Annotated in this window: 24 protein-coding genes; 7 read left to right on the top strand and 17 right to left on the bottom strand. The window is 63.6% G+C overall.

Annotation, left to right across the window (positions count from 1 at the left end):
• Nucleotides 1-10: 10 nt before the first annotated feature.
• Together R2C4_RS10925 and thrS are read right to left on the bottom strand one after the other, a co-directional pair.
• Complete coding sequence (locus R2C4_RS10925; protein ID WP_058287839.1) at nt 11-316, bottom strand: BufA1 family periplasmic bufferin-type metallophore; 306 nt, start codon at nt 314-316, stop codon at nt 11-13.
• A 231-nt stretch (nt 317-547) separates the two neighbouring features.
• Entirely contained in the window at nt 548-2,494 is a 1,947-nt protein-coding gene (gene thrS, locus R2C4_RS10920; RefSeq protein WP_141890649.1) for a threonine--tRNA ligase, read from the bottom strand.
• A 280-nt stretch (nt 2,495-2,774) separates the two neighbouring features.
• Here thrS and R2C4_RS10915 point away from each other — a divergent pair, with 280 nt between their 5' ends.
• Entirely contained in the window at nt 2,775-3,023 is a 249-nt protein-coding gene (locus R2C4_RS10915; RefSeq protein WP_141890648.1) for a hypothetical protein, read from the top strand.
• A gap of 102 nt (nt 3,024-3,125) precedes the next feature.
• On the opposite strand, the gene R2C4_RS10910 is transcribed toward R2C4_RS10915, so the two are convergent.
• Entirely contained in the window at nt 3,126-4,130 is a 1,005-nt protein-coding gene (locus R2C4_RS10910) for an Lnb N-terminal periplasmic domain-containing protein (protein ID WP_141890647.1), read from the bottom strand.
• A 133-nt stretch (nt 4,131-4,263) separates the two neighbouring features.
• Between R2C4_RS10910 and R2C4_RS10905 the strand changes: the two genes are divergently transcribed.
• The 3 genes from R2C4_RS10905 to R2C4_RS10895 all read left to right on the top strand — a co-directional run bounded on the left by R2C4_RS10905 (nt 4,264) and on the right by R2C4_RS10895 (nt 6,491).
• The gene (locus R2C4_RS10905) at nt 4,264-5,022 is read left to right on the top strand and encodes an alpha/beta hydrolase (protein WP_141890646.1); all 759 of its coding nucleotides are present in this window, start codon (nt 4,264-4,266) and stop codon (nt 5,020-5,022) included.
• Nucleotides 5,023-5,220: 198 nt separating this feature from the next.
• Nucleotides 5,221-5,646, top strand: a complete 426-nt coding sequence (locus tag R2C4_RS10900) for a VOC family protein (protein ID WP_141890645.1) — start codon at nt 5,221-5,223, stop codon at nt 5,644-5,646.
• Between the two features lie 122 nt (nt 5,647-5,768).
• Nucleotides 5,769-6,491 (top strand): alpha/beta fold hydrolase, encoded by a 723-nt coding sequence (locus tag R2C4_RS10895; protein WP_141890644.1) that lies wholly within the window; start codon nt 5,769-5,771, stop codon nt 6,489-6,491.
• Here the strand turns inward: R2C4_RS10895 and R2C4_RS10890 are convergent.
• Both R2C4_RS10890 and phaZ read right to left on the bottom strand, forming a co-directional pair.
• Complete coding sequence (locus R2C4_RS10890) at nt 6,488-7,060, bottom strand: DUF6151 family protein (RefSeq protein WP_141890643.1); 573 nt, start codon at nt 7,058-7,060, stop codon at nt 6,488-6,490. The two genes, R2C4_RS10895 and R2C4_RS10890, sit on opposite strands and share 4 nt — an antisense overlap.
• A gap of 4 nt (nt 7,061-7,064) precedes the next feature.
• Nucleotides 7,065-8,351: a polyhydroxyalkanoate depolymerase gene (gene phaZ / locus R2C4_RS10885; RefSeq protein ID WP_141890642.1), complete on the bottom strand. Its 1,287-nt coding sequence runs from the start codon at nt 8,349-8,351 to the stop codon at nt 7,065-7,067.
• Between the two features lie 134 nt (nt 8,352-8,485).
• Between phaZ and R2C4_RS10880 the strand changes: the two genes are divergently transcribed.
• Entirely contained in the window at nt 8,486-10,288 is a 1,803-nt protein-coding gene (locus tag R2C4_RS10880; RefSeq protein ID WP_141890641.1) for a PHA/PHB synthase family protein, read from the top strand.
• A gap of 131 nt (nt 10,289-10,419) precedes the next feature.
• Nucleotides 10,420-10,869, top strand: coding sequence for a phasin, PhaP (locus R2C4_RS10875; RefSeq protein WP_141890640.1), 450 nt, complete (start codon nt 10,420-10,422; stop codon nt 10,867-10,869).
• 95 nt (nt 10,870-10,964) lie between these two features.
• Here R2C4_RS10875 and R2C4_RS10870 read toward each other — a convergent pair whose 3' ends face one another.
• Nucleotides 10,965-12,644 (bottom strand): adenylate/guanylate cyclase domain-containing protein, encoded by a 1,680-nt coding sequence (locus tag R2C4_RS10870; RefSeq protein WP_244940818.1) that lies wholly within the window; start codon nt 12,642-12,644, stop codon nt 10,965-10,967.
• A 186-nt stretch (nt 12,645-12,830) separates the two neighbouring features.
• Nucleotides 12,831-13,700 carry an NAD-dependent epimerase/dehydratase family protein gene (locus tag R2C4_RS10865; RefSeq protein ID WP_141890638.1) on the bottom strand — a complete coding sequence of 290 codons (870 nt, stop codon included), beginning with the start codon at nt 13,698-13,700 and terminating at the stop codon, nt 12,831-12,833.
• Between the two features lie 199 nt (nt 13,701-13,899).
• Between R2C4_RS10865 and phaR the strand changes: the two genes are divergently transcribed.
• Complete coding sequence (gene phaR / locus R2C4_RS10860) at nt 13,900-14,457, top strand: polyhydroxyalkanoate synthesis repressor PhaR (protein WP_058287827.1); 558 nt, start codon at nt 13,900-13,902, stop codon at nt 14,455-14,457.
• A 109-nt stretch (nt 14,458-14,566) separates the two neighbouring features.
• Here the strand turns inward: phaR and R2C4_RS10855 are convergent, their stop codons facing one another.
• From R2C4_RS10855 to R2C4_RS10810, 10 genes are all read right to left on the bottom strand, one after another.
• A complete protein-coding gene (locus tag R2C4_RS10855; RefSeq protein WP_058287826.1) occupies nt 14,567-14,761 on the bottom strand; it encodes a lysozyme family protein in 195 nt (64 codons plus the stop codon).
• Nucleotides 14,762-14,814: 53 nt separating this feature from the next.
• Complete coding sequence (locus tag R2C4_RS10850; RefSeq protein ID WP_141890637.1) at nt 14,815-15,324, bottom strand: hypothetical protein; 510 nt, start codon at nt 15,322-15,324, stop codon at nt 14,815-14,817.
• Between the two features lie 104 nt (nt 15,325-15,428).
• Complete coding sequence (locus tag R2C4_RS10845) at nt 15,429-16,634, bottom strand: DegT/DnrJ/EryC1/StrS family aminotransferase (RefSeq protein WP_141890636.1); 1,206 nt, start codon at nt 16,632-16,634, stop codon at nt 15,429-15,431.
• Nucleotides 16,635-16,777: 143 nt separating this feature from the next.
• On the bottom strand, nt 16,778-18,088 hold the full coding sequence (locus R2C4_RS10840) for an NAD(P)/FAD-dependent oxidoreductase (protein WP_208764536.1): 1,311 nt from the start codon (nt 18,086-18,088) through the stop codon (nt 16,778-16,780).
• Nucleotides 18,089-18,193: 105 nt separating this feature from the next.
• Nucleotides 18,194-19,552, bottom strand: a complete 1,359-nt coding sequence (locus R2C4_RS10835) for a glutamine synthetase family protein (RefSeq protein WP_141890635.1) — start codon at nt 19,550-19,552, stop codon at nt 18,194-18,196.
• Nucleotides 19,552-20,232 (bottom strand): type 1 glutamine amidotransferase, encoded by a 681-nt coding sequence (locus tag R2C4_RS10830; RefSeq protein ID WP_058287822.1) that lies wholly within the window; start codon nt 20,230-20,232, stop codon nt 19,552-19,554. The genes R2C4_RS10835 and R2C4_RS10830 overlap by 1 nt, the downstream gene beginning before the upstream one ends.
• A 75-nt stretch (nt 20,233-20,307) precedes the next feature.
• On the bottom strand, nt 20,308-21,642 hold the full coding sequence (locus tag R2C4_RS10825) for a glutamine synthetase family protein (protein ID WP_141890634.1): 1,335 nt from the start codon (nt 21,640-21,642) through the stop codon (nt 20,308-20,310).
• Between the two features lie 191 nt (nt 21,643-21,833).
• Nucleotides 21,834-22,640: an ABC transporter permease gene (locus tag R2C4_RS10820; protein ID WP_141890633.1), complete on the bottom strand. Its 807-nt coding sequence runs from the start codon at nt 22,638-22,640 to the stop codon at nt 21,834-21,836.
• Entirely contained in the window at nt 22,637-23,521 is an 885-nt protein-coding gene (locus R2C4_RS10815) for an ABC transporter permease (protein ID WP_058287819.1), read from the bottom strand. Before R2C4_RS10815 ends, R2C4_RS10820 begins: the two co-directional genes overlap by 4 nt.
• A 110-nt stretch (nt 23,522-23,631) precedes the next feature.
• Nucleotides 23,632-24,339 carry a transporter substrate-binding domain-containing protein gene (locus R2C4_RS10810; protein WP_027238074.1) on the bottom strand — a complete coding sequence of 236 codons (708 nt, stop codon included), beginning with the start codon at nt 24,337-24,339 and terminating at the stop codon, nt 23,632-23,634.
• Between the last annotated feature and the right edge of the window lie 39 nt (nt 24,340-24,378).

The following is a 24,378-nucleotide window of genomic DNA, read 5'->3' as shown; positions in this document are numbered from 1 at the left end:
CGAGCGGCAATTATGCCGGCAGGTCACGCTCCAGCGGCTCCAGAGAGCCGTTGCGCTCGGTGCCGTCTGCCATGGCCGGCAGGTCCATGCCTTCGCAGGTGCCTGCGTCAACCAGGGTCCAGGCGTTGCCTTGGTAATCGACGGTCGAGGTGCCTGCGCAAGTGGTGCCAGGGCCTGCGGCGCAGTCGTTCTGGCCTGCCAGCGACACGCCGTAGCACTTTTCCTTGGTGCCGGCGGCGGCGGGGATGGTGGACGCTGCGGTCAGAGCGGCGGCAACGGCACCTGCAACGGCCAGGGATTTTGCGGTGTTCGACATCTCGTGAATTCCTTTCGGTTCTACATGCGGTGTCGTGATGACACGCAAACACTAACCCGAGGTTTTCCAGAGTTTAAGTCACGAGGCCGTGTCTCACATCCGCGTCAGAGCCTGTGACCCGAAGGCGCGCGCCGAAGATGACTAAGCCTATGGTTTTCAGGGGTTTGGGAGTTGGCTGAAACAAAACGGCCCCCAGGTGGGGGCCGCTTGCGTTGAAAATGGCGGGAATTGTTACAGAAGATCGGGCGGGGTCGCTTCCGCCGCCAGCGCCTTTGTAACATTTTCCAGGCTTTCCACCTTGGTCTGCTTCTCGCCCAGGCGGCGGACGGAGACGGTGCGCTCCTCCACCTCGCGGTGGCCGACGGCGAGAATGACCGGCACCTTGCCCACGGAATGCTCGCGGACCTTGTAATTGATCTTCTCGTTGCGGATGTCGGCCTCGGCGCGCACGCCGGCTTTCTTCAGTTCGGCCACGACCTCCTGCACATAGGCGTCGGCGTCAGAGGTGATCGAGGCGACCACCACCTGCCGCGGCGCCAGCCAGAACGGCAGCTTGCCTGCGTGCTCCTCGATCAGGATGCCGATGAAGCGCTCAAACGAACCGAGGGTGGCGCGGTGCAGCATGACCGGGCGGTGCTTGGCGCCGTCGGCGCCGATATAGGTGGCGTCCAGCCGTTCGGGCAGCACGAAGTCGACCTGCAGGGTGCCGCACTGCCAGTCGCGGCCGATGGCGTCGGTCAGCACGAACTCCAGCTTGGGACCGTAGAAGGCGCCTTCGCCCGGGTTCAGCTCAAAGGCGCAGCCGGCCGCTTCGGTCGCCGCCTTCAGCGCCGCTTCGGATTTGTCCCAGACCGCATCGGAGCCTGAGCGTTTTTCCGGGCGGTCGGAGAATTTGACCGAGAACTTCTCAAAGCCCAGATCCTTGTAGATCTCAGACAGGAAGTCGATGAACTTCTTGGTTTCCGCCTCGATCTGGTCTTCGGCGCAGAAGATATGCGCGTCGTCCTGGGTGAAGCCGCGCACCCGCATGATCCCGTGCAGCGCGCCCGAGGGCTCATAGCGGTTGCAGGAGCCGAATTCGGCCATGCGCAGCGGCAGGTCGCGGTAGGATTTGAGGCCCTGGTTGAAGATCTGCACGTGGCAGGGGCAGTTCATCGGCTTCAGCGCGTTCACTGCCTTTTCGCGGGCGTGCTCCTCGTCGACTTCGACGATGAACATATTCTCCTGATATTTCTCCCAGTGGCCCGAAGCCTCCCACAGCCTGCGGTCGACGACCTGCGGGGTGTTCACCTCGACATAGCCGCCTTTTTCCTGCTGGCGGCGCATGTAGTCCTGCAGGGTGGTGTAGACCTTCCAGCCGTTCGGGTGCCAGAAGATCTGGCCCGGCGCCTCTTCCTGCATGTGGAACAGGTCCATCTCGCGGCCCAGCTTGCGGTGGTCGCGCTTGGCGGCTTCTTCCAGCATGTGGAGATGCGCCTTGAGCTTCTCCTTGCCGGTGAAGGCAACGCCGTAGATCCGCTGCAGCATCGCGCGGGAGCTGTCGCCGCGCCAGTAGGCGCCTGCGATGCTCATCAGCTTGAAGGCGTCGCCCGGCAGCTGGCCGGTGTGCTGCAGGTGCGGGCCGCGGCAGAGGTCCTGCCAGTCGCCATGCCAGTACATCCGCAGCGGCTCGTCGCCGGGGATGCTTTCGATCAGCTCGACCTTATAGGGTTCATTGTTGTCGGTGTAATGCTGGATCGCGCGGTCGCGCTCCCACACCTCGGTGCGGACTTCATCACGCTTGTTGATGATTTCCTTCATCTTCTTCTCGATCGCGCCCAGGTCTTCGGGGGTGAAGGGCTCTGCGCGGTCGAAGTCGTAGTACCAGCCGTTCTCGATCACCGGGCCGATGGTGACCTTGGTGTCGGGCCAGATTTCCTGCACCGCGCGCGCCATCACATGCGCCAGGTCGTGGCGGATCAGCTCGTTGGCCTGGGCCTCGTCCTTCATGGTGTGGATGGCAATGGTGGCGTCCGCGTCGATCGGCCACTGCAGGTCCCAGTGCTTGTCGTTCACGGTGGCGGAGATGGCCTTTTTGGCCAGCGAGGTGGAAATGCTGGAAGCCACCTGCGCGGGCGTTACGCCTGCGTCATAGGATCGTGCATTACCATCGGGGAAGGTGAGAGAGATTTGGGCCATTTGCTGGCTGCTCCTCGTCGGTTTGGCGCCCACAGAACGCCCGGTTGCGGGTATGTGTTTGTGCGCCGCGTTTTGCGGTCAAAGCGGGGGCAAGTCAAGGCAGCTTTGCATGTGATTGTAATTGCGCGGGAAAATCCCATTGTGTGCCCGTGTATGCGGTTGTACAAATGTGTATACTGGTAAGTAATTGAAAAATAATAAGAAAAATGTTGCCATGGAACGCGATCCGGGGCAGGGTGGCCGAAATCTCAGGCCCGATGGACATACCAGGAGTGTTCCGATGACCCGCCCGAACCCGAGCTTTGACCTGACGGTTGAAGATGTGGATCTTATTGAAACCGCGTTGTGCCAGTCCCGGGAGATCCTGTCGCAGCGCCATCTGTCCTATGAGCATTGCGCGTATATCGAAGGCGGGGTGAGCCAGGAGAAGGCTGTGCGGACGAAGGAAGCCCTGAGCCGGATTCAAAGCTTGCTTGGCCGCCTGCAGACGCAGAAGGTCAACGGAGTACCGGCTGCCAGCCTGTCCTGATGCCATAGCTGCCGGCGGGTATCATGCCTGCCAAGCTATGAGCGAGGGGCCAGCCCCTCGCGCTCCCCGGGATATTTTCAGCCAGATGAAAAGGATCCCGGATCAGGGTGCGGGCGAGGGCACGCCCTCGCGGATAACGGCGGAATAGTCGGGGGTGAGGCCATGCGCCTGGGCAATCGGGGTGATGCTGCCGAGCGCGCGCAGCTCCTCGACGCTGCGGGTCTGGTCCAGAACCCCCTGCTCCCAGGCGTATTCCGGCAGGTAGCCGTTGGCCAGAACCCGCCAGTCCAGCGGCACCTCAGCGGCGAAGGTGCGGATCAGCGCCATCACCACGGTGGTGCAATTGGTGGTCAGCGAATTGTACCACTGCGGCTGCGCCGCAAGGCTGTTGGCAGCGGCCACGTAGCGCAGCAGCAGGGCGCGGCCGGTGTCGGGGCTGACGCCGATGCGGAACAGCTGCACGTCTTCGCCGCGGGCATTGGTGCGGGTGCCGACCAGGTCGCGCTCATCCGCGGCGATCATCACCAGGGTGTTGGATTTGAACATGTCGGCCACGGGGGAGAAGCCGCCGCCCTCCTGGCGGCGCACCTCGACCGACCAGGCGATCTGCTCGCCGTCCTCAAAGCCGAAGCTGACGATCATATGCGCCATCTGCGGCCCCGCCCAATAGGACATGAACAGGTCCACGGTCTGCAGCGCCGTGAGGTCGTAGCTGCGGGTTTCCCAGTTCACCTTGTAGTCATCAGGCGTTTCCCAGGTGAAGTTGCGGACATCGGTGAGGGTCAGGATATCGCCCTGCACCTCGCCGGTGACCTGGCGCGCCACATCGGGCGACCAGGTGCCGTCTTCGGGCGGGGTGAGGGTGGACCACCACAGGATGACCGCAGCGAGGGCCAGGGTGAAGGTGGTGAGCGCCCGCAGGGCGTGGCTGCGGAACAATCCGGCGGTGACGGCAACGCCCAGCAAGGCAAACCCGCCCGACAGAGCGGCGCGCGGCAGCGTGGCGAAGGGCAGCCGGTACCACAGCGCCAGCGCCGCCCAGGCGGTGGCCAGCGCCACCGCGAGGACGGCAGCGGCCAGCACCGCGGTTTTGAAGAATTTTGACATGCCCGCGGCCCCCCGGAATTTTCCGGCAGACCATAAGGAGACCGGCAGGGGACTTGCAAGCAGGCTGTGCTGCCGCTTGCAGGTAAGGCGGAGCCATGCCACATTTTGAGGAAAAGGACAGGAGACCAAAGACATGCCCGCCACATCGTTTCTCGGCACCGCCAAGGGCCGCCGCATCGCCTATCACAAGAGCGAAGGGCAGGGGCCGTGCGTGGTGTTTCTGGGCGGGCTGAAGTCGGACATGGAGGGCACCAAGGCGGTGCATCTGGAAGCCTGGGCCAAGGCGCGCGGGCAAGCGTTTCTGCGGTTTGACTACTCTGGCCATGGCGAAAGCTCCGGCACTTTCGAGGAGGGCTGCATCGGTGACTGGCATGAGGACACGCTGGCGGCGGTGCAAGAGCTGACGGAGGGCGAGATCGTGCCCGTGGGTTCCTCCATGGGCGGCTGGCAGGCGCTCTTGCTGGCGCGGGAGATGCCGGAGCGGATCAAGGGCATGGTGACCATCGCCGCAGCGCCGGATTTCACCGAGGACGGCTATTGGGCCAACTTCTCCGAGGCGCAGAAGGCGGAGCTGGCGAGCCGCGGCTATGTGGAGCTGCCGAGCGATTATATGGAACCCTATCATATCTCCAAGCGGATGATCGAGGACGGCCGCAAGCACCTGGTGCTGCGCTCGCCGCTGTTTCTGCCGTTCAAGACGCGCTGCCTGCAGGGCACCGCGGACACCGCGGTGTCCACGGAAACAGCGCTGCGGCTGATGGATCATGCGACCTGCCCGGACATGCGGCTTACCCTGGTGAAAGATGCCGATCACCGGTTCTCGGACGCTGCCTGCCTGAAGTTGATCGAAAATGCTGTGCTGGACGTGCTGGACGTGCTGGGCGGTGCCTGAGGCGGCATTAAGGTGATCGAAAAGGTGATCGAAATGCCGACAGGCTGCCAAGGCATTTGCGATTGCAGTGGCTTGTTCACGTATCGGTCCAGTTGGGCAAAGCCATTAGAGTTGCGGTGCCGCAGAGCGCGCCCCGGGCTTTACCGGGGCCACGCGGGCGGCTGAAGGCATAGGTCTTTTGGATGAGGAATTTCAGAAATGGAACAGAGGGTAAGCCTGATCACGCTGGGCGTGCCGGATATGGAGAAGGCCGCGGCCTTTTACGAGGCGTTGGGCTGGCAGCGGGCGGAGAGCCCGGACGGGGTGATCGCCTTTGACCTGATCTCGCAGACGCTGGGCCTCTACCCCCTGGCGGCGCTGGCGGAAGATATCGGGGTGGCGGAGGCGGAGCTGGGCACCGGCGCGATGACGCTGAGCCACAACACCCGCAGCAGGGAGGCGGTGGCAGAGCTGCTGGCGGCTGCGGAGGCCGCGGGGGCAGAGGTGCTGAAACCGGTGCAGGATGTGTTCTGGGGCGGCCATCATGGCTATTTCCGCAGCCCGGACGGGCATGTCTGGGAGATCGCCTTCAACCCGTTTTCGCCGCTGGCGCAGAATGGCGCGTTCCGCTGGAACGGCTACTGAGCGTGGCGCGGCGGCGGCAGCGGTTCGGCAAACCGCTGCCTTGGGGAGGTTTTTCTTGATCCGGCTGCCGCCTCTCCGCACAGTTGCAGAGACGGGTGGCAGCCAAACCGCGAGGGCAGGATATGCCTCATGACCAGCAACCGAGCCGCGAACCATTGGTTCTGCTGCCGGGGATGATGTGCGACGGCCGGATCTTTGACGCTCAGATCAGGACATTTTCCGGCAGCATGCCGGTGATGGTGCTGCCGCTGGCAGGCGGCGACACGGTAGAGAAGATTGCCGCCCGGATGCTGAGCCACCTGCCGCCGCGCTTTGCCCTGGCGGGGATGTCGATGGGCGGGATCCTGGCGATGGAGCTGGTGCGACGGGCGCCGGAACGGATCAGCCGCCTGTGCCTGATAGGAGCAAGCCCGCTGGCGGAGACGCCGGAGCAGGCCGCCGACCGGGAGCCGCAAATCATTGCCGCACGCACCGGCCGGCTGGAGGATGTCCTGCGCGCGGCGCTGCCGATGGAAGCGCTGGCGCCGGGGCCGTCGCGGCTGGAGGTGCACAGACTGTTCTGCCACATGGGAATGGAGCTGGGGCCGGAACTGTATGTGGCGCAGGCGCGCGCCCTGCAGCGGCGGCCCGACCAGCAGGCCACGATGCGGCGGGTGCATGTGCCAACGCTGGTGCTGGCGGGGGAGCATGACACGATCGTGCCGCGTGCCAAGCAGGAGCTGCTGGCGCAGCTGATCCCGCACGCGCGGCTGGAGGTCATCCCGGAGGCAGGGCATTTCCCGGTGCTGGAGGCGCCCGATGCGGTGAACCGGGCGCTGCTGCACTGGCTGGCAGTGCCGGCCTAAGGGTAGAGCGCGGCGCGCTGTGCCTTGTTGAGCAGCTCGGGCTCGGCCACCGGTTTGCCGGTGTCCGCATCAAAGAATGGCGTGTCTTTCCAGCGGCCCGACAGGCGGGCGGTGATCATCCGGCTGAGGATGCCCAAGGCCATGGCGCCGCCGCCCTTGGTTCTGGACTGTTTGCCGGGAACGGGGAGGAAGGCCCTGGCGCGGATCTTGCCCAGGGCGGACGGATCCTGAAACAGGTTGGAGCGCATGCCGGCAAAGGGCAGGCCGGGCTTGGCCAGCGTGTTGGCAAAAGGCGTGCCGCAGCAGGCGGCGTACCAGCGCAAGGGGCCGCGGCGGCCCAAGCGGATCGCCCTCAGCTGCTCTGCGCCGTGGGTGATGGTGATGGTGTCGGGCGACAGCTGGAACAAATCGACCGGATCCGGGGCCGGATCCGGCTGGCCGTGGTACAGTTCGTTGGCGCGGCAGTCGGCGCAGTAGCAGACGACGCGGGTGCCGCCTTTGACACCCGCTGCTGAAACTTCGCCGCGCAAGGTCCCGCAATTGCAGGAGAATGCCAGGCCGCCGCCCATCCCGTCAGGCAGCCGTGTTCTTGTTGGCCGGTTTGCTGGCCGGTTTACGGGCCGGTGTGCTGCGGCTGTTGGCGTTCATGAAGTTGATCACCAGCGGGCGGATATTGTCGCGCCAGCTGCGGCCGGCAAAGATCCCGTAGTGGCCGGCGCCCGGTTCCAAATGGCTGGCCTTTTTGCTTTCCGGCAGGCCGGTGCAGAGGTCCAGCGCCGCGACGCACTGGCCGGGGGCGGAGATGTCGTCCTTGGCGCCTTCGACGGTCTTGACCGCCACATCGGTGATCTTGCTGAAATCGACCTTGTGGCCGTTGACGGTGAAGACGTTGCGGGCGATCTCGCGCTTCTTGAAGATGCGCTCCACCGTTGACAGGTAGAATTCGGCGGTCATATCCATCACCGCCAGGTATTCGTCGTAGAACCGGTTGTGGGCGTCGTGGTCCGAGGCTTCCCCGCGGGAGACGCGCTGGATCTGGTCCAGGAACGCCTTGGTATGGCGTTCGCCGTTCATCGACATGAAGGAGGCGAGCTGCAGCAGGCCAGGGTAGACCTTGCGCCCGACGCCCGGGTATTTGAAGCCGACCTGCTGGATCATGGTTTCCTCCAGCTGGCCCATGGTGACGCGGCGGCCGAAGTCAGTGACCTCCGTCGGGGTGGCGTCCGGATCCACCGGGCCGCCGATCAGGGTCAGCGAGGAAGGCTGCGCATCCGGCTCGCGCTCCGCCAGGTAGGCGGTGGCGGCAAGCGTCAGCGGCACCGGCTGGCAGACCGCGACGACATGGGTGTCCGGGCCCAGCTCCCGCATGAAGTCGACGAGGTAGAGCGTGTAGTCCTCGATATCGAATTTCCCTGCAGAAACAGGAATGTCGCGGGCATTGTGCCAGTCGGTCACATACACTTCGCAGTTCACCAGCAAGCTTTTGACGGTGGACCGCAGGAGGGTGGCGTAGTGGCCGGACATCGGCGCAACCAGCAGCACCTTGCGCGGCTGTTCTGCGCGCCCGTTGACCTTGAAATGGATCAGGTCGCCAAAGGGGCGTTCTACCACGGTGGTAATGTCGACCAAGTGGTCCTTGCCGTCTTCGCAGGTGAAGGTGCGGATGCCCCAGGCGGGTTTCACCACCATCCGCTGGTAGGTGCGTTCGGTCACTTCGCCCCAAGCCGCCATCCAGCTGAGCGCAGGATTTGGCAAGGCGGAAAAGACCGGGTAAGATGCCATGGAGAGGGCGGTGGCGCCCAGCCATTGGTTGGTGTTCCGGACGGTCTCCATCAGGTCGTAGGTCATCATGTATCGCATGCGCGTCTCCTTACGGGCTCTGTCCCCGCGTCATCGGACCAGAAAATCCGGAACATCGGACCAATCGCCGCTTTGCCCTGCCTTTTGCAGACGAGTATTCTGCATAGCAGAAAGCCTATGAGGGATTCCTTTATATGACAACTAGTGACGAAGTATCCGCAACGTCCAATTCTGAGAGCTTTGAAAAACTTAAGGAAAATATGATCCGCGTCGAGGAGCTGAGCAAGCGCCTGGCTGACGTTATGTCCCGGAAGGTGCCGCATAACCCGGCTCTGGACGGTCCGAATCAAGAGCTTTATGCGCGTGCAGCAACCGCCTATTGGACGGAGGCCATGCAGAATCCCGCCAAACTTCTGGAGCATCAGCTCGAATTCTGGAGCAAGTCTGTGCTGAATTTCGCCGAAGCGCAGAAAGCTCTGACCGGACAATTGGACAGCACGGATGACGGCGGCCCCACGGACCGCCGTTTTTCGAATCCGCTGTGGCAGAGCAGCCCGTACTTCAATTATGTCAGACAGCAGTACCTGACCAACGCCGAGGCGATCCGCAAGGCGGTGCAGAGTGCAGGTGAGATGGATGCCAAGGACAAGCAGCGTCTGAGCTACTTTGCCGATCAGATCATCGAAATGATGTCGCCGACCAATTTCCTGCCGACCAATCCGGACGCGCTGGAAAAGGCGGTGGAAACCGAGGGCCAGTCGCTGATCGACGGGCTGGAGAACCTGGTCACCGACCTGGAGGCCAACAACGGCGAGCTGGTGGTGCGGCTGGCGGATGAAAGCGCGTTTGAGCTGGGCGGCAACATCGCCACTACGCCGGGCGACGTGATCTACCGCAACCGGATGATGGAGCTGATCCAGTACAAGCCGGTGACGGACACTGTGCATGAAACCCCGATTGTGCTGTTCCCGCCCTGGATCAACAAATTCTACATCCTCGACCTGAAGGCGCAGAACAGCCTGATCAAATGGGTGACAGAGCAGGGCTACACGCTGTTTGTGGTGTCCTGGGTCAATCCTGACGCCAGCCTCGCCGATGTGGGGATGGAGGATTACATCCAAGAGGGCTTCCTGGCCGCGATCGAAAAGGCCAAGGAGGTCTGCAAGGCCGATCAGGTCAACGCGGTGGGCTACTGCATCGCGGGCACCACCCTGAGCCTGACCCTGTCGCTGCTGAAACAGCGCGGTGACAAATCGGTGAAATCGGCAACCTTCTTCACCACGCTGACAGACTTCGGCGACCAGGGCGAGTTCACCCCCTTCCTGCAGAACGATTTCGTCGACGGGATCGAGGCGCAGGTGGAACAGGAGGGGCTGCTGCGGTCGTGGGTGATTGCGCGCACCATGTCGTTCTTGCGCTCCAAGGACCTGATCTATGGCCCGGCAGTGAAAAGCTACATGATGGGCGAGACGCCGCCCGCCTTTGATCTGCTCTACTGGAACGGCGATGGCGCCAACCTGCCGGGGCGGATGGCGATCCAGTACCTGCGCGGCCTGTGCCAGAACAATGAATTCGCCGGCGAAGGGTTCGAGCTGATGGGCCACAAGCTGCAACTCAAGGACGTGGATGTGCCGGTGATGTCGATCACCTGCGAAACCGATCACATCGCCCGCTGGAAGGACTGTTACCGCGGCGTGCAGCAGATGGGGTCGCGCAGCAAAAGCTTTATCGTGTCGCAGTCCGGCCATATCGCAGGCATCGTCAATCCGCCCAGCAAGAAGAAGTACGGCCATTACACCAACGATGACCTGAAGGGGGACAGCGAGGCCTGGATGGAAGGCGCTCAGTACCACGAGGGGTCGTGGTGGCCGCGCTGGAATGACTGGCTCAAGAAACGGTCCGGCAAGCAGGTTCCCGCCCGCGAGGTGGGGGATTCGGGCTATCCCTCTTTGATGCCGGCGCCGGGATCCTATGTGAAGGTCAAGGCAAACCGTTGATATTGCAGGCGCAGAAATTTTTTCTGCGCCGCAGCATCAAAACCCTTGAAATGCTGCAGTGCAGCGCGCATATTCCTTTCATGCTAAGAGCGCAGGATGGTCCTGCTGCAGCTTTCTGAGGAATTAGAACTATGGCAAAGACCCAAGACTTCACCGCGATGATGAAAGACTTCATGGGCGCCTTCCCGGTTGACACCAAAGCAATGGAAGACGTCTTCAAAAACACCGCAGCCCTGAACGAGAAGCTGTCCGCCGTTGCGCTGGACGCTGCCGGCAAATCCGCCGAGATCTCCAGCAAGTGGACCAAAGAAACCATCGCCAAGCTGAGCGACGTTTCCAAGGTCAAGGCTGAGCCGGCCGACTACGCCAAGGCGGCAACCGACTTCGCCTCCGCTTCCGCTGAAGTGGCTGCCGAAAACATGGCTGCCTTCGCCGAAGTGGCCAAGAAGGTCCAGATGGACACCGTCGAACTGATGATGGCGGCCGGCAAGGACATGTCCGAAGAAGCAACCGCTGCGATGAAGAAGGCCACTGACGAGGTGACCACCGCAGCGAAAAAAGCTTCGACAGCTGCCAAGTAAGAACGACCACGATCCGGCCCTCGCTCTCCTCCCTGACGGAGCCGGACCGTGAAGAAGGACAGGCCGCAAGGCCTGTCCTTTTGCGTTTCAGGGGATCATTCGGGCAATCCAGCCTGCCGCAGGCCGTCGCAGTAATGCTCCAGATCCTGCGCCCTGGCAAAAGGCAGCGTCTTGCCGATGCGGGCCACCGAGAATTTCGGCTCAAGGTCCAGGATGCGCCCGCATTCGCGCGCGGCCGCGGGCCGGTTCCCCAGCTGCGCGTAGCAGGCCGCCAGATGGCGGTGCGGCGCCGGGAAGCCCGGAAACAGCTCAATCGCCTTAGACACCTCTGAAACCGCCGGATCATAGGCCCGGCACATGTAGAGCGCGAGCCCGCGGAACCAGTGGAAATAGGTCGGGTGGAACGGGTTCTGCGCCGTTGCCTGGTCCAGTTCGGCCAGCGCCTTTTCCGGCCTGCCCTGATAAATCAGCGACAGTCCGCGGAACGCCATGGCATCGGTATCGTTGGGGTTCAGCATCAGGGCGCGCTGGAAATGGTCCTCCGCCAGGGCGAAATTGCCCTTGCACAAATGCATCACGGCCAGCCTGCGCTGCGCAACGCTGTCGAGCGGGTCGATCCGGGCGGCATGGCGCAGCAGCGGAAAGGCCTTGTCCAGAGTGAGTTCCGCCGACATTGCCCAGCCGCTCATCCACTCCACCAGATAGGTCAGCGCCAGCCCGGAATAGGCGGTCGCATTGCCGAAATCGGCATCGCAGGCCTGCTGGTACAGGGTGCGGCACTTCTTAAGCCTGCCGCGGGAGTCCAGAATGACGGACTTGGCCTGCATCACCAGCTCCCGTGCGGTCAGCGTGCCGCGTTTTGACGCCAGCGCGGCGGACTTCTGCCGCGAGATGGATTGCAGCTGCGTCGCCAGGGTTTGAGTGATCTGCGCCGCCAGCACATCCTGCTGGGCGAAATCATTGGACAGATCCCGGTCATACCGGCCGCTCCACAGCGACAGGCCGCTGGTGCCATCGGACAGCGTGACAGTGATCCGCAGCCTGCCGGGCAGCTGCCGGACGCTGCCTTCGGCCAGGTAGCGGACGCCCAGCTCAGCCGCGACAACCGGCGCCCCGGCGCCGCTGGCGGCAAAGCGCTGCGCCGCATTGCGGGAGACAACGCGCAGCGCCCGGAACCGGGACAGGCCGATGGTGATGTCCTCGGTCAGCGTCTGCGCCATGGCTTCGGTGTGTTCGCTGGCGGGAGAGGCGCTGGAAAAGGGCAGCACCGCCACCGATGCCTCTGGCGAGGGGCCTTCCGGCTCCAGGGCGGGCAGCGAGTTGCCGGTGATGCGGTAGATCCGCACCGGTTCCGCGATATTGCGGACCTGCTGCAATCCGAGGTCGTCGAAGGCCGCGCCGACCCTGCCGCGGACCTGTTGATGCACGGTGCCGGAAATGCAGATCTCCCCCGGCGCGGCAAGGCTTTGCAAGCGGGCGGCGATATTCACGCAGTTGCCCAGCAGGTCTTCGCCGGCGGGGAACACCAGGCCCGCGTGGATGCCCATCCGCAGCCTCAGGCTCAGCCCGCGGGGGCCGTTGCGGCAGGCGGCGGCCTTGCTGGAAATCGCCATGGCCGCCTTGACTGCGGGCACTGCTGAAGGGAATTCCAGCAGGAACCCGTCACCCACTGTTTTGACAACCCGTCCTTCATGCTCCCGTGCCGCCGGGGCGATGATGCGGCTGCCCAGATCGCGGACCGCGGCAATGGTTTCCGCTTCCCGGGCCTCAGCCAAGGCGGAATATCCGGCCACATCAGCAATCAGTATGGCAGCTTGTTTTTGCCCGTCCCCTTGGTCAGCCATTTTCCCTAGTACCGCAGACTCGAAAGACCTGACGCTAATTGTATCATATTGAGAATTTTTTGGTGCTCTTTAGATGCAAAAAATATGATATCTGGTTCAATGTGTTCCGCTTCGGCGTCAAAAATGCGCAGTGCGGAAGTTAGAATGCTTCACCTGCCAGCCCGCCAGGCGGCGCAGCTTGCCGGACTCCATCTGCTGGTCCAATGCCGGCCCTTCTGCCCAAGCGCCGTGTTTGGTCAGCACATATTTCAAGCTGCGCACCACATAGCTAGCATCATGCGCGTGGCGGCGGGCAATCTCTGCAGTGATGTCCGCCACTGAAACCCCGGTTTCGGCGCTGGCGTTGAAGTGGCCGGTAAGCTGCGGCTGTTCCAGCAGCAGCCGGTAGGCCCGGGCCAGATCCGACCGGTGGACCAGCGGCCAGCGGGTGGTGATGCTGCCCCAGATCTCAAACGGCCTGGCGCTGCGGGCAGCCTCAAGATAGCGGCTGAAAACGCCGCCGCCCGCGTGGTAAACCATCGCCGGATGCACCACAGCGGCAGAGAGGGCAGGTGAGGCCAGAACCCTCTGGCCGTTTTCCTGCATCCAGGCAAAGGGTTTGATCGGCCGCAGCGGGCTGGCCTCATTGGCGATCCTGTCGCCGGTGGCGCCATAGAGCCAGCAGCCGCCGGTGTAGAGCAGCCGCAGCGGTTCAGGGCGCCGGGAGGCATGGTGCAGGATGGCGGTGATGGCCGTGGTGTCGGCCGCGGCCATGCCATCGCCGAAGGTGGCGGCCAGCTGGATCAGCGCATGGGCGCTGGCAACCTCCTGCACCCAGCCTTCGGGGCGGCGCAAATCGCCGCGCAGTGGCCGGGCGCCCATCGCGCCCAGCCTGCTGTCCGAGGCCGCCGAGCGGCTGAGGCCGGTGACTTGGTGGCCGCTGCGGACCAGTTCCCGGGTGACGGCGGTGCCGATGGATCCGGTGCCGCCGAGAATCAGAACTTTCATTTTCAATGCGCTCCTGCCGCGGAATGTGCTGCAGGACAGACCTGTAAAAGCTCAAGCCCGGTTCAGGTCAAGGCCTGCCGCAGCAGGCCGCCACCGGGGCTGGCAGGATCAAATGTTGCGGAAACGGCGCTGAGGCTTCCCTTTTGTTCTGCAGTGGCATAGGCTTTGCTGCGATGCGTCATGACCGGGGAGGGAACACATGGCAGAACAGGACAAACCCTTGCTGATCAAACGGTATGCCAGCCGCAGGCTGTATAATACCGAGACCAGCGATTACGTCACGCTGGAGGATATCGCGGGGTTTATCCGGGATGGCCGCGAGGTGCAGATCGTCGACCTGAAAACCGGCGATGACCTGACCCGCCAGTACCTGTTGCAGATCATTGCCGAGCATGAAAGCCGCGGAGAGAACGTGCTGCCGGTGAATGTGCTGAACGACCTGGTGCGCAGCTACATGGTGCCCGGCGGCGGGGTAATGCCGCAGTTCCTGCAGACCTCATTCGACATGCTGCGCGAAAGCCAGTCGAAAATGATGGAGAACATGACCGCAATGAACCCGATGGCCAAGATGCCGGGGTTCGAGGCGGTGAAGGCGCAGCAGGAGGCGTTCCTGAAGGCGATGACCAGCGGCTTTGGCACGGCGGGCTGGACCGGCGGCGGGCGCGAGGAGGAGAAATCCGGCGGCAGCGGCGAAGATCTGGACGATATCAAGAAGCAACTGGCGGAGCTGCAGGAAAAGCTGTCGAAGATGAAGTGAGGCTGAGCGGCTCGCGCCGGCAGAAAATCCCACAGAAAAGCCCCCGGTCCAGCTTGGCGGGGGCTTTTTCTATAAGGGGGCTTGGTGCAGGGTATGGTGCAGGGTTATGTCACGACCCGGCTTCGACCTTCAGCACATTGTGCAGCCGGTGGTATGGCGCGTTCTTCACGATCTCGTCCAGGGTTTTGGCTTCAGCTGCTGGCCGCGCGCGCAGGAACAGATAAGCGCTGGCGCCAAAAGACAGGGCGCAGGCGCCGACGATTGTGCTGACGATGACTGTTTCGAGTCCCATGGCTTCAAACATGCGTTTCTCCGGTTGCTTCCCCTATATAAGGCAACAAAGCTGAAAATTCCATATCACTTCCCGTCCGCGCCGAGCTTACCGGCTTCCAGCACGTGGCGGGCAAGGGTTTCGGCGCTGTCGCGCTCCTGCGCGCGGTGGCGCATTTTCACCCGGCCGCCGATCCGGGAGGCGGTTGCGAAGATGAACCCCGAAAACGACAGCAGGATGAGGCCAAAGGCCAGCCCCCCGGTCACCGTGCCTGCAATCGCCGCGCCGAAGCTTGCCAGCAGCGCGCCGGCTGCCAGCCGCTGCGCCCATTGGCCGATCACCTGATCCGCGTCGCGGGCCTGCGCCTCAGCCTCTGCCGACTCGGTGGCAAAGGCGGTCAGCAGGTCGGCCACGGCAAGACCGCAGTCCGGGTCATTGGCGGCGCGGATGGCGGCCAGCAGCGCGGCGCGTTCTGCCCGGTCCGACACAACCGCGCCGATGATCCGGCTCAGGTCGCCCTTGGGGATCGGATCCCCCATGCTCAGGGAGTTTGCCATCGCAACCAGCGCGGTTGCCGGGCGCCGCTTGAATTTCAATGGAGCTTTCATGGCGGCAAGGTGGACGGCACACGCCCGGATTGCAATCACGAAAAAGCCCCGGCGCAGGGCCGGGGCTGCAACTGTCAGGTCTTGGCTGCGTCTCAGGCGGCGGCCTTGCCCATGGTATCTTCAACCGCACCCAGCAGGATATCCGCGATCACGTCCAGCTCTGCCCGGCTGAGGCGGACCGGCAGGCGTACGTCGCAGGCCTTCATCAGCATGGCGCGGGTCTGCGGCAGATCGGGCAGGTCGCGCAAGAACTGCCAGTTCCAGAAGGCACGGGCGTTGTCGGTGGACAGGCCAAAGACCTGCACCTTGACGCCCTTGGCCTCCGCCGCGGCGGCAAAGGCGCGGGTCTGGTCTTCGCTGAGGCCCGCCAGGTTGAACTGGATCGAATCCGGCGCGCGGCGTTCCGGGCCCAGCGGTGCGGGCACGTCGAAGAAGGGGGAGGCGTTCAGCCGGGCTGCCACATAGTCGTGATTGGCCAGCCCGTCGCGCACCCGGCGCGCCAGTTCCGGCAGCTGCGGGCGGATCACGGCCGCCGACAGGTTGCTCATCCGCAGGTTATAAAGCGGCAGCTGGTTCTGCCACTTGGCAAAGGCCTGCGCCAGCTCCGGCGTGTTATCGCTGTGCGGGCCCTTGTGCTTTTTCCAGTTGTGCTCATAGGCACCGGACATAATCACGGCGCGCGCAATCAGGTCGGCGTCGTCAGTGATCAGGATGCCGCCTTCGCCAGCGTTGACCATTTTGTAGGACTGGAAGGAGAAGCAGCCCACCTTGCCGATGGTGCCGATGTTCCGGCCGTTCCAGGTGGTGCCCAGCGAATGGGCCGCGTCCTCGACCACCGGGATGCCGCGGGCATCGCACAGCGCCATGATCGCATCCATATCGGAGGTATGGCCGCGCATGTGGCTGATGATCACCGCTTGCACGCTGTCCAGCTTGGCTTCGAAATCGCCCAGATCGATGCGGTAGTTGTCAGCCACCTCGCACAGCACCGGCACGCAGTCGGCATGCACGACCGAGGACGGCACGGCGGCAAAGGTGAAGGCCGGGATCAGCACCCGGGCATCGCGGGGCAGGCCAAGCGCCTTCAGCGACAGGAACAGCGCCGCCGAGCAGGAGGAGACTGCCAGCGCGTATTTGCTGCCCAGCAGTTCAGCGTATTCCTGTTCCAGCAGCGTGACCGGAGCGTCATCAGGCGCCGTGTAGCGGAAAAGATCGCCCGATTGCATCAGCGCGTCGATGGCCTCGCGGGCGGCTGCGGGAATGGGCTCAGCGTCATGAACGTTGGGCGGCAGGGCCATATTTCAAAATCCTGAATTGTTGCTTCAGGAAACATAAAACTAACCAGTGCTGCTGCCAAGAGGGGACGCGGCGGAATTTGCCGCGCCCCGGCAAAATTTCACAGGATTGTTGCGAAGTTGCGCGAAAACCGGCTCAGGAGCGCCTAAACGCCAAGCCGGTCGCGCAGGGCAAACCAGGTCATCGCCAGCACCAGGAGCGGCGAGCGCATCCGCGGCCCGCCGGGAAAGCGCGGGGCAGGAACGCGGGCCAGGGTGTCAAACCCCTCTGCCCGGCCCTGGATCGCCTGCGCCATCAGCTTGCCCGCATGGGTGGCAGTGCCGACACCGTGGCCGGAATAGCCCGAGGCGGTCAGCACGTTGGGCGCCAGCCGCGCCAGATAGGGCATCCGCTTCATGGTGATACCCAGGGTGCCGCCCCAGGCGTAATCGATCTTCACGTCCTTCAAGTGCGGAAAGATCTCCGTCATCGGCTTGCGCACGGTGGCCTGGATATCGGAGGGGAAGCGGTAGCCATAGCTTTCGCCGCCGCCGAACAGCAGCCGCTTGTCATGGCTGAGTCGGAAGTAGTTGACCACGAATTTGGTATCCGCCACCGCCACGTCGCGGGCCAGCACCCGGGCGACGTCCTCGCCCAGCGGCTCAGTCGCCACCACGAAGTTGTTGATCGGCATGACCCGCGCGGCCACCTGGCCATTCAGGCCGCCAAGATAGCCGTTGCAGGCAAGGATCAGATGATCGGCGGTGACGCTGCCGCCCGCGGTGCGGATGCGCAGCTTGGCGCCTTCCTCGATCTCCAGAACCTCGCTGCCCTCGTGGATGACGGCTCCGGCAGCCGCAGCCGCACGGGCCAGGCTGAAGGCATAGTTCAACGGATGCAGATGCCCCGCACCGTGATCCAGAATGCCGCCCTTATAGGCGGGCGAGGGGCACATGGCCCAGCAGGCGTCCTTGCCGAGCAGCTCAATGCTGCCGTAGCCGTAGCGGTCCTGCAGGTGGCGGCCATAGTCATGCAGCTCTGCCGCCTCCTTTTCGGAAAAGGCGGTCCAGGCGACGCCGGGTTTCAAGTGGCAGTCCTGGCCGTGGCGGGCGATCAGCGATTTCACCAGATCCTTGGCATCCTCACCCAGCTGCCAGAGCTTCTGCGCCTCCGGCCCGCCCATCAGCGCCTCCAGACCCTCCTGGTCCATGCGCTGGCCGCTGCCGAGCTGGCCGCCGTTGCGCCCGGAGGCGCCAAAGCCCACCCGCTGCGCGTCCAGCAGCACCACGGACATTCCCGCTTCGGCCAGATGCAGCGCTGCCGACAGCCCGGTATAGCCGCCGCCCACAACGCAGACGTCCGCGGCCACCGCGCCGTCAAGGGCTGCAAAGCGCTCCATCGGAATGGCCGTCGCCGCATACCAGCTGTCCGGGTACTCGCCCTTGCGGTCATTGGAATAGAGCAGGTTCATCCCCATCACGCACCTCATCAGGAGCAGGCCCGCCAGCGCGTCGCCTGCTCTTCATCTTTCTGTAAATACTCAATTGCACGGGCGCTGCACCGGGGCGCAGCGCCTGAGGTTTCAGACGTTCATCAGCAGGTGCTCTCGCTCCCAGGGCGAGATCACCTGCAGGAACTCCTCGTACTCCGCGCGTTTTACGATGGAGTAGACACGGGCGAAATCCGGGCCCAGCACCTCATGCAGGGCGGTGGCCTCCTCGAACATGTCGAGCGCCTCGCCCATCACCTGCGGAATGTCGCCATCCCCGTCATAGGCATTGCCCTTGAACTGCTTGCGCGGACGCTGCTCCTCGATCAGGCCGAGATAGCCGCAGGCCAGTGACAGGGCGATGCCCAGATAGGGGTTGCAGTCCATGCCTGCGATGCGGTTTTCCACCCGCCGCGCTTCAGGACCGGACAGCGGGATTCGGATGCCGGTGGTGCGGTTGTCGCGCGCCCATTCCAGATTGATCGGCGCGGCGTGGTCCTTCACGTAGCGGCGGTAGGAGTTCACATAGGGCGCCATGACCGCAAGACCCGCGGGCAGGTGGTTCTGCAGCCCGGCGATGAAGTGGAAGAATGCATCGGTCTCGCCGCCCTGCGGGCCTGAGAAGATGTTCTCTCCGGTTTCGATGTCGATCACCGAATGGTGGATGTGCATCGCGGAACCGGGCTCATCCTCGATCGGCTTGGCCATAAAGGTGGCAAAGCAATCGTGACGCAGCGCTGCCTCGCGGATCAGCCGCTTGAAGTAGAACACCTCATCCGCCAGCTTGACCGGGTTGCCGTGGCGCAAGTTGATTTCCAGCTGGCCGGCGCCGCCTTCCTGGGTGATGCCGTCGATCTCGAACCCCTGCGCCTCGGCAAAGTCGTAGATGTCGTCGATCACGGGGCCGAATTCGTCGACCGCGGTCATCGAATAGGCCTGCCGTGCAGCCGCCGGGCGGCCGGAGCGGCCCATCATCGGCTTGATTTCATGCGCCGGGTCCAGGTTGCGCGACACCAGGAAGAATTCCATTTCCGGCGCCACAACCGGCTTCCAGCCTTGGTCGTGATAAAGCTGCACCACCCGCTTCAGCACGTTGCGCGGGCTGTAGGGGATCGGATCGCCGTCCCGGTCATAGGCATCATGGATCACCTGCAGTGTCCAGTCCGCGGTCCAGGGCGCGGCCGTGGCCGTGGACATGTCCGGCTTCAGGGTCATGTCCTTTTCGATCCAGCCGTCGTCATCCGCAGCATCGGCCCAGTCGCCGGTGATGGTCTGGTAAAAGATGCTGTCCGGCAGATGGAAAAAATCGGTCTTTGCAAATTTCGATGCCGGTACCGCCTTGCCACGGGCGATACCGGGAAGGTCCGAGATAACGCATTCAACTTCGTCGAGACGACGGCCCTCCAGATAGGATTTTGCTGCATCGGGAAGGGCGTCGAGCCAGGCTGACATTAGGTCCTCTCTTTCCTGTAAAACTCTGCGAGGAAGGTTGCGATGTTTTGATTATCCACGGGGGCATCCAGACCGGCAGCAGCGCGGTCGAGCACCTCGTCGGGCACCACGCCGCGGCCGCGTTTTTCGATCAGGCCGCCGACAAAGGCGCTGGGAAACTCGGGGTGGGGCTGCCAGGAGATGATGTGGTCGCCATAAGCCAGGATGCCGTTGCGGCAGAAATCATTGCCGCCCAGCACCCGCGCGCCCTCGGGCAGCTCCACCACCTGGTCCTGGTGCCAGGCGTTCAGGGTCAGCGGGCCGTCCTGCGTCTGGTAGGTGACGCGGCCCACAGCCCAGCCGCCTTCGAACTTGGCGACCTTTCCGCCAAGCGCTTGGGCGATGATCTGATGGCCAAAGCAGATGCCGGCCAGCGGCTGTTTGCTGGCGTGGATGGCGCGGATCAGGTCCTCCAGCGGCGGGATCCAGGCGTGATCCTCATAGGCGCCATGCCTGGAGCCGGTGATTAGCCAGCCGTCGGCGTCCTGCGGCCCGTCCGGGAAGATGCCGTCCACCACGGCCCAGGTCTGAAACTCGAACCCCTTGCCATCCAGCATGCCGCGGAACATGCCGTCGTAATCGCCGAACGGTTCATACAGGTCTTCGGGGGAGTGGCCGGTTTGCAGGATGCCGATTTTCATAAGTCACCAGTCAGAAGAAGTTCGCTGCACGGGACGGTAGCCCGCCGCCAGGACGGCGGGCAAGCCACCGTTAGGTCAGACCGTATCCAGGTAGATCTCCACCCGCTCTTCCGGGGTGAGTTCTTCCATGTAATGCAGCTCCTGGCGCTTGGTCAGCACCATGTTGCGGATCATCTCGGCGGAGAAGAACTGCGGGATGACGTCCGAGTTCTCGAACGCGTCAATGGCGCTTTGCCAGGTGTTGGGCACCTGCGGCAGGTCCAGCGCATAGGCGTTGCCGGTGATCGGCTCCGAAGGCTCGATCTTGTTCTCGATCCCATAAAGCGCGGCGCCGAGAATGGCGGTCAGCATCAGATAGGGGTTCACGTCGCCGCCCGCAAAGCGGTGCTCGATCCGGCGCGCCTTGGGGCTGCCGGAGGGCACGCGGATCGCGGCGGTGCGGTTCTCGTAGGCCCAGCAGATGCCGGTGGGGGCGTGGGCGCCCGGCACCATCCGGTCATAGCTGTTGCCGTGCGGCGCAAACACCAGGGTGGAATCGCCCATTGCCTTCAGGCAGCCGCCGACGGCGTGGCGCATGGCATCGGTGCCCTTGGGGCCGCCGTCGTCAAAGATGTTGTTGCCGTCCTGATCCAGCACCGAGAAATGGGTGTGCAACCCGTTGCCGGCGTAGTCCTCATACGGTTTGGCCATGAAGCTGGCGGCAAAACCGTGGCGGCGGGCAAGGCCCTTTACCAGCATCTTGAACAGCCAGGCGTCATCGGCGGCGCGCAGCGCGTCGGGGCCGTGCATCAGGTTGATTTCGAACTGGCCCAGGCCCGCCTCGGAAATCGCGGTGTCGGCCGGGATGTCCATGTCCTCGCAGGCGTCGTAGAGATCGGTGAAGAAGGTGTCGAACTGGTCCAGCGCCCGGATCGACATGGTTTCCGCCGCCTTGCGGCGCTTGCCGGACCGCGGCGACGTCGGCACCTGCAGGTTCTTGCCGCTGTCGTCGATCAGGAAGAATTCCAGCTCCACCGCGACCACCGGGGTCAGCCCCAGCGCCTTGTAGCGGTCCACCACGGCGCGCAGTGCGTGGCGCGGGTCACCTTCGTAGGCGCGCCCGTCTTCACGGTACATCCAGATCGGCAGCAGCGCCGAAGGCGCGTCCAGCCAGGGCATCGGCACAAAGCCGCGCTCGGTCGGCTTCAGCACCCCATCGGCATCGCCGCTCTCAAACACCAGCGGGCTGTCGTCGATATCCTCGCCCCAGATGTCCAGGTTCAGAACCGACAGCGGAAAGCGGGTGCCTTCCTCGACCGCCTTGTCGGCAAAGCGGGCAGGGACGCGTTTGCCCCGGGCCTGACCGTTGATGTCCGCCGCCGCAACGCGGATGGTGCGCACATGCGGGTTTTTCCTGAGCCAGTTCTTCATCTAATCACCTGACGGTTTCGGGGGCACCGCCGGCCGCCAGCGCCCCCGGACGGGGCGCAGCAGGGCCGGGGCAGCTTATCACCCCTGGTCCAATTTTTGATCATAATCCAGCGCGGCCTAGGGTTTGCCCATGAACTCGCAGGATTCTGCGGCCGGACACCTGGGTACTGAATTTGATCAAATAATGGATACTACCGGATCAGATTAGGACGCAAGCGAAATTTTCTCCGCCGTTCCTGGGGCAGGTGCTTGTTCAGGTGTTTGTTCACCGCGCCGAAGATGGCGATGATCACCAGCGTCAGCAAGATGAAGTAGAACGCCAGGATCGGGTAGGGGACAAACGGGTTGAAGGTCTTGTCCGCGAAGTAGCTGGCGTAATACAGCGCATCGCCCTGCTGCCGCCAGGCCGGGAAGCCGGAGAAGAACACCAGCGTGGTGGCGTGGAACAGGAAAATCGCCTCGTTGGTGTAGGCGGGCCAGGCCAGCCGCAGCATGGTCGGGAAGGTGATGCGGCGGAACCGGGTCCAGCCGGACATGCCATAGGCGTCCGCGGCCTCGATATCGCCCTTGGGGATCGACAGCAGCGCGCCATAGAAGATCTCCCCCGAATAGGCGGCGGTGTTGAAGAACAGCACGACCAGGGCGCCCAGCCAGGCCGAGGTGAACGGGTCAAAGAAGCTGGAGACGCTTTTCAGGCTGAGGAAGCAGGCATAGGCAAAGAAGAACTGGATGAACAGCGGGCTGCCGCGGAACACGAAGATGAACCACTCCGCCGGTTTGCGCCACAGCGGGTTGGGGCTGGACTTGCCCACCGCCAGCGCCACCGCCAGGAAAAAGCCGGTCGCCAGCGCCAGCGCGCCGAAGTAGACATTCCAGATCAGGCCGGAGCCGATCAGGGTGAAATGCTCGCACAGGGTATATTCGCCGCGCGGCAGCAGCCGTTCGCCAATCCCCAGGGAGCGGAAGGCATAGGCCTGGATGGTTTCAACGCAACTCATGCCGCTGCCTTTCTTTGTGCTTCGCCGCCCGCTGTGGCCTGGCCTTTGGTCAGGCGCTTCATGATCCGGGCCAGAACCACTTCGGACACCTTGGTGAAGCAGAGGTAGAACACCAAGAGCGCCGCAAAATACCAGACATGCCAGTTCGGATGCGGGTATTCCGTGAAACGCTCGGTCTTGGTGCCGCCCAGCTCCCGCGCCCAGTAAACGATGTCCTCGACCCCCAGCAGGAACAAAAGCGGCGTCGCCTTGATCAGCACCATCCACAGGTTCGACAGGCCCGGCAGCGCATAGACCCACATCTGCGGCACCAGAATGCGCCAGAACGCCTGGCGTGTGGTCATGCCATAGGCCTCGGCGGTTTCGATCTGGGCGCGCGGAACGGCCCGCATGGCGCCGTACAGAACGTTGGCGGCAAAGGCCCCGAAGACGATCGAGAAGGTCAGAACCGCCAGGAAAAAGCCGTAGGTTTCATGCACCCACTGCGGCGATGCGGACAGCGGCAGCTTGGCTGCGTCGCAGACCACAAAGTCGATGCCCTGCCGGATCGGCTGATCCCAGTCCGGGCATTTCACCTTGTGGCGCATCCACTCGAACGCCTGGTCCAGCGCGATAACGAAAAACAGGAAGAAGGCAATGTCCGGCACGCCCCGCACGATGCTGGTATAACCCTTTCCGAACCAGCGCAGCGGCAGGAACTTGGAGCGGGCGGCGCTGGCGGCGCCGAAGCCGAACAGCAGCGCAACCGGGGCGGTGATGGCCAGCAGGACCAGAACCACGACGACCGAGATGTAAAGGTTCAAGTGCTTGCCCGTGGTCAGGTAGCAGCTGAGCCAGCTCAGCCCCTCAAGCGTGGACGGGTCCGTGCAATAGGAAAACATGTTAGTGCCTGTCTTTCTCCGGCCGTGCCCGGCAGCATGGCCGCCGGAAGAGAATGAATGAGGCCCGCGCGCCGCGGCGGCGGGCCTGCAGATCCTGGAACAGGATCAGATTACCACTGGGAGGACACTTCCCACTTGGCGATCAGTTCGTTCAGCGAGCCGTCATCTTTCATCGACTGGATCGCCGCATCGAACTTGCCGCGCAGCTCAGCGTCCGACTCGCGGAAGCCCATGCCGACGCCGCCGCCCAGAGCTTCGGTCTTTTCGAGCATCACCAGATCGTCACCAACCACGGTGTCGAGGAAGCTCTTGTCGGCCAGAACCGCGTCAGCTTCGCCGTTGCGCACGGCGGCGACGGTTTCTTCCGGGGTGGCAAACTCAACCAGGGTCCAGCCCTGCTCGGCCACAAAGGCGGCCTGGATGGTGGTGGCCTGGGCGGCAATCACGCCGGATTCCAGGTCGATGTCTGCCGACTGGGCAACATAGGCGGACGGATCCGGCGGCGTGTAGGGCTGGGTGAAGTCAATGACCTCGTCACGCTCGTCGGTGATCGACATGCCGGCGATGATGGTGTCGTAGTTGCCGGACACCAGGTTCGGAATGATCGAATCCCAGTCGTTCTTGACCCACTCGCAGGTCAGCTCGGCACGCTTGCACAGCTCGTCGCCCAGTTCGCGCTCGAAACCGTCGATTTCGCCCGCGTCGTTGACGAAGTTCCACGGCGCATAGGCGCCTTCGGTGCCAAGGCGCACCGTCTCCGCCAGGCCCATGCCCGCGGACAGCGCCAGGGCGGCGGTGCCAAGGATCAGTGATTTCATGAGTATACTCCCGTTTTTGGTTGGTTGTTGGACTTGTTT

The sequence above is a fragment of the Leisingera aquaemixtae genome (assembly GCF_006740765.1).
Taxonomy (GTDB): Bacteria; Pseudomonadota; Alphaproteobacteria; order Rhodobacterales; family Rhodobacteraceae; genus Leisingera; species Leisingera aquaemixtae.
The sequence above is the reverse complement of the archived record's forward strand: the minus strand, read 5'-3'. Positions and strand labels throughout refer to the sequence as shown.

Excerpts from the sequence above, each read along its gene's own strand:
- R2C4_RS10925 (WP_058287839.1), bottom strand. The coding sequence starts at position 316 with ATGTCGAACACCGCAAAATCCCTGGCCGTTGCAGGTGCCGTTGCCGCC.
- thrS (WP_141890649.1), bottom strand. The coding sequence starts at position 2,494 with ATGGCCCAAATCTCTCTCACCTTCCCCGATGGTAATGCACGATCCTAT.
- R2C4_RS10915 (WP_141890648.1), top strand. The coding sequence starts at position 2,775 with ATGACCCGCCCGAACCCGAGCTTTGACCTGACGGTTGAAGATGTGGAT.
- R2C4_RS10910 (WP_141890647.1), bottom strand. The coding sequence starts at position 4,130 with ATGTCAAAATTCTTCAAAACCGCGGTGCTGGCCGCTGCCGTCCTCGCG.
- R2C4_RS10905 (WP_141890646.1), top strand. The coding sequence starts at position 4,264 with ATGCCCGCCACATCGTTTCTCGGCACCGCCAAGGGCCGCCGCATCGCC.
- R2C4_RS10900 (WP_141890645.1), top strand. The coding sequence starts at position 5,221 with ATGGAACAGAGGGTAAGCCTGATCACGCTGGGCGTGCCGGATATGGAG.
- R2C4_RS10895 (WP_141890644.1), top strand. The coding sequence starts at position 5,769 with ATGCCTCATGACCAGCAACCGAGCCGCGAACCATTGGTTCTGCTGCCG.
- R2C4_RS10890 (WP_141890643.1), bottom strand. The coding sequence starts at position 7,060 with ATGGGCGGCGGCCTGGCATTCTCCTGCAATTGCGGGACCTTGCGCGGC.
- phaZ (WP_141890642.1), bottom strand. The coding sequence starts at position 8,351 with ATGCGATACATGATGACCTACGACCTGATGGAGACCGTCCGGAACACC.
- R2C4_RS10880 (WP_141890641.1), top strand. The coding sequence starts at position 8,486 with ATGACAACTAGTGACGAAGTATCCGCAACGTCCAATTCTGAGAGCTTT.
- R2C4_RS10875 (WP_141890640.1), top strand. The coding sequence starts at position 10,420 with ATGGCAAAGACCCAAGACTTCACCGCGATGATGAAAGACTTCATGGGC.
- R2C4_RS10865 (WP_141890638.1), bottom strand. The coding sequence starts at position 13,700 with ATGAAAGTTCTGATTCTCGGCGGCACCGGATCCATCGGCACCGCCGTC.
- phaR (WP_058287827.1), top strand. The coding sequence starts at position 13,900 with ATGGCAGAACAGGACAAACCCTTGCTGATCAAACGGTATGCCAGCCGC.
- R2C4_RS10855 (WP_058287826.1), bottom strand. The coding sequence starts at position 14,761 with ATGTTTGAAGCCATGGGACTCGAAACAGTCATCGTCAGCACAATCGTC.
- R2C4_RS10845 (WP_141890636.1), bottom strand. The coding sequence starts at position 16,634 with ATGGCCCTGCCGCCCAACGTTCATGACGCTGAGCCCATTCCCGCAGCC.
- R2C4_RS10840 (WP_208764536.1), bottom strand. The coding sequence starts at position 18,088 with ATGGGGATGAACCTGCTCTATTCCAATGACCGCAAGGGCGAGTACCCG.
- R2C4_RS10835 (WP_141890635.1), bottom strand. The coding sequence starts at position 19,552 with ATGTCAGCCTGGCTCGACGCCCTTCCCGATGCAGCAAAATCCTATCTG.
- R2C4_RS10830 (WP_058287822.1), bottom strand. The coding sequence starts at position 20,232 with ATGAAAATCGGCATCCTGCAAACCGGCCACTCCCCCGAAGACCTGTAT.
- R2C4_RS10825 (WP_141890634.1), bottom strand. The coding sequence starts at position 21,642 with ATGAAGAACTGGCTCAGGAAAAACCCGCATGTGCGCACCATCCGCGTT.
- R2C4_RS10820 (WP_141890633.1), bottom strand. The coding sequence starts at position 22,640 with ATGAGTTGCGTTGAAACCATCCAGGCCTATGCCTTCCGCTCCCTGGGG.
- R2C4_RS10815 (WP_058287819.1), bottom strand. The coding sequence starts at position 23,521 with ATGTTTTCCTATTGCACGGACCCGTCCACGCTTGAGGGGCTGAGCTGG.
- R2C4_RS10810 (WP_027238074.1), bottom strand. The coding sequence starts at position 24,339 with ATGAAATCACTGATCCTTGGCACCGCCGCCCTGGCGCTGTCCGCGGGC.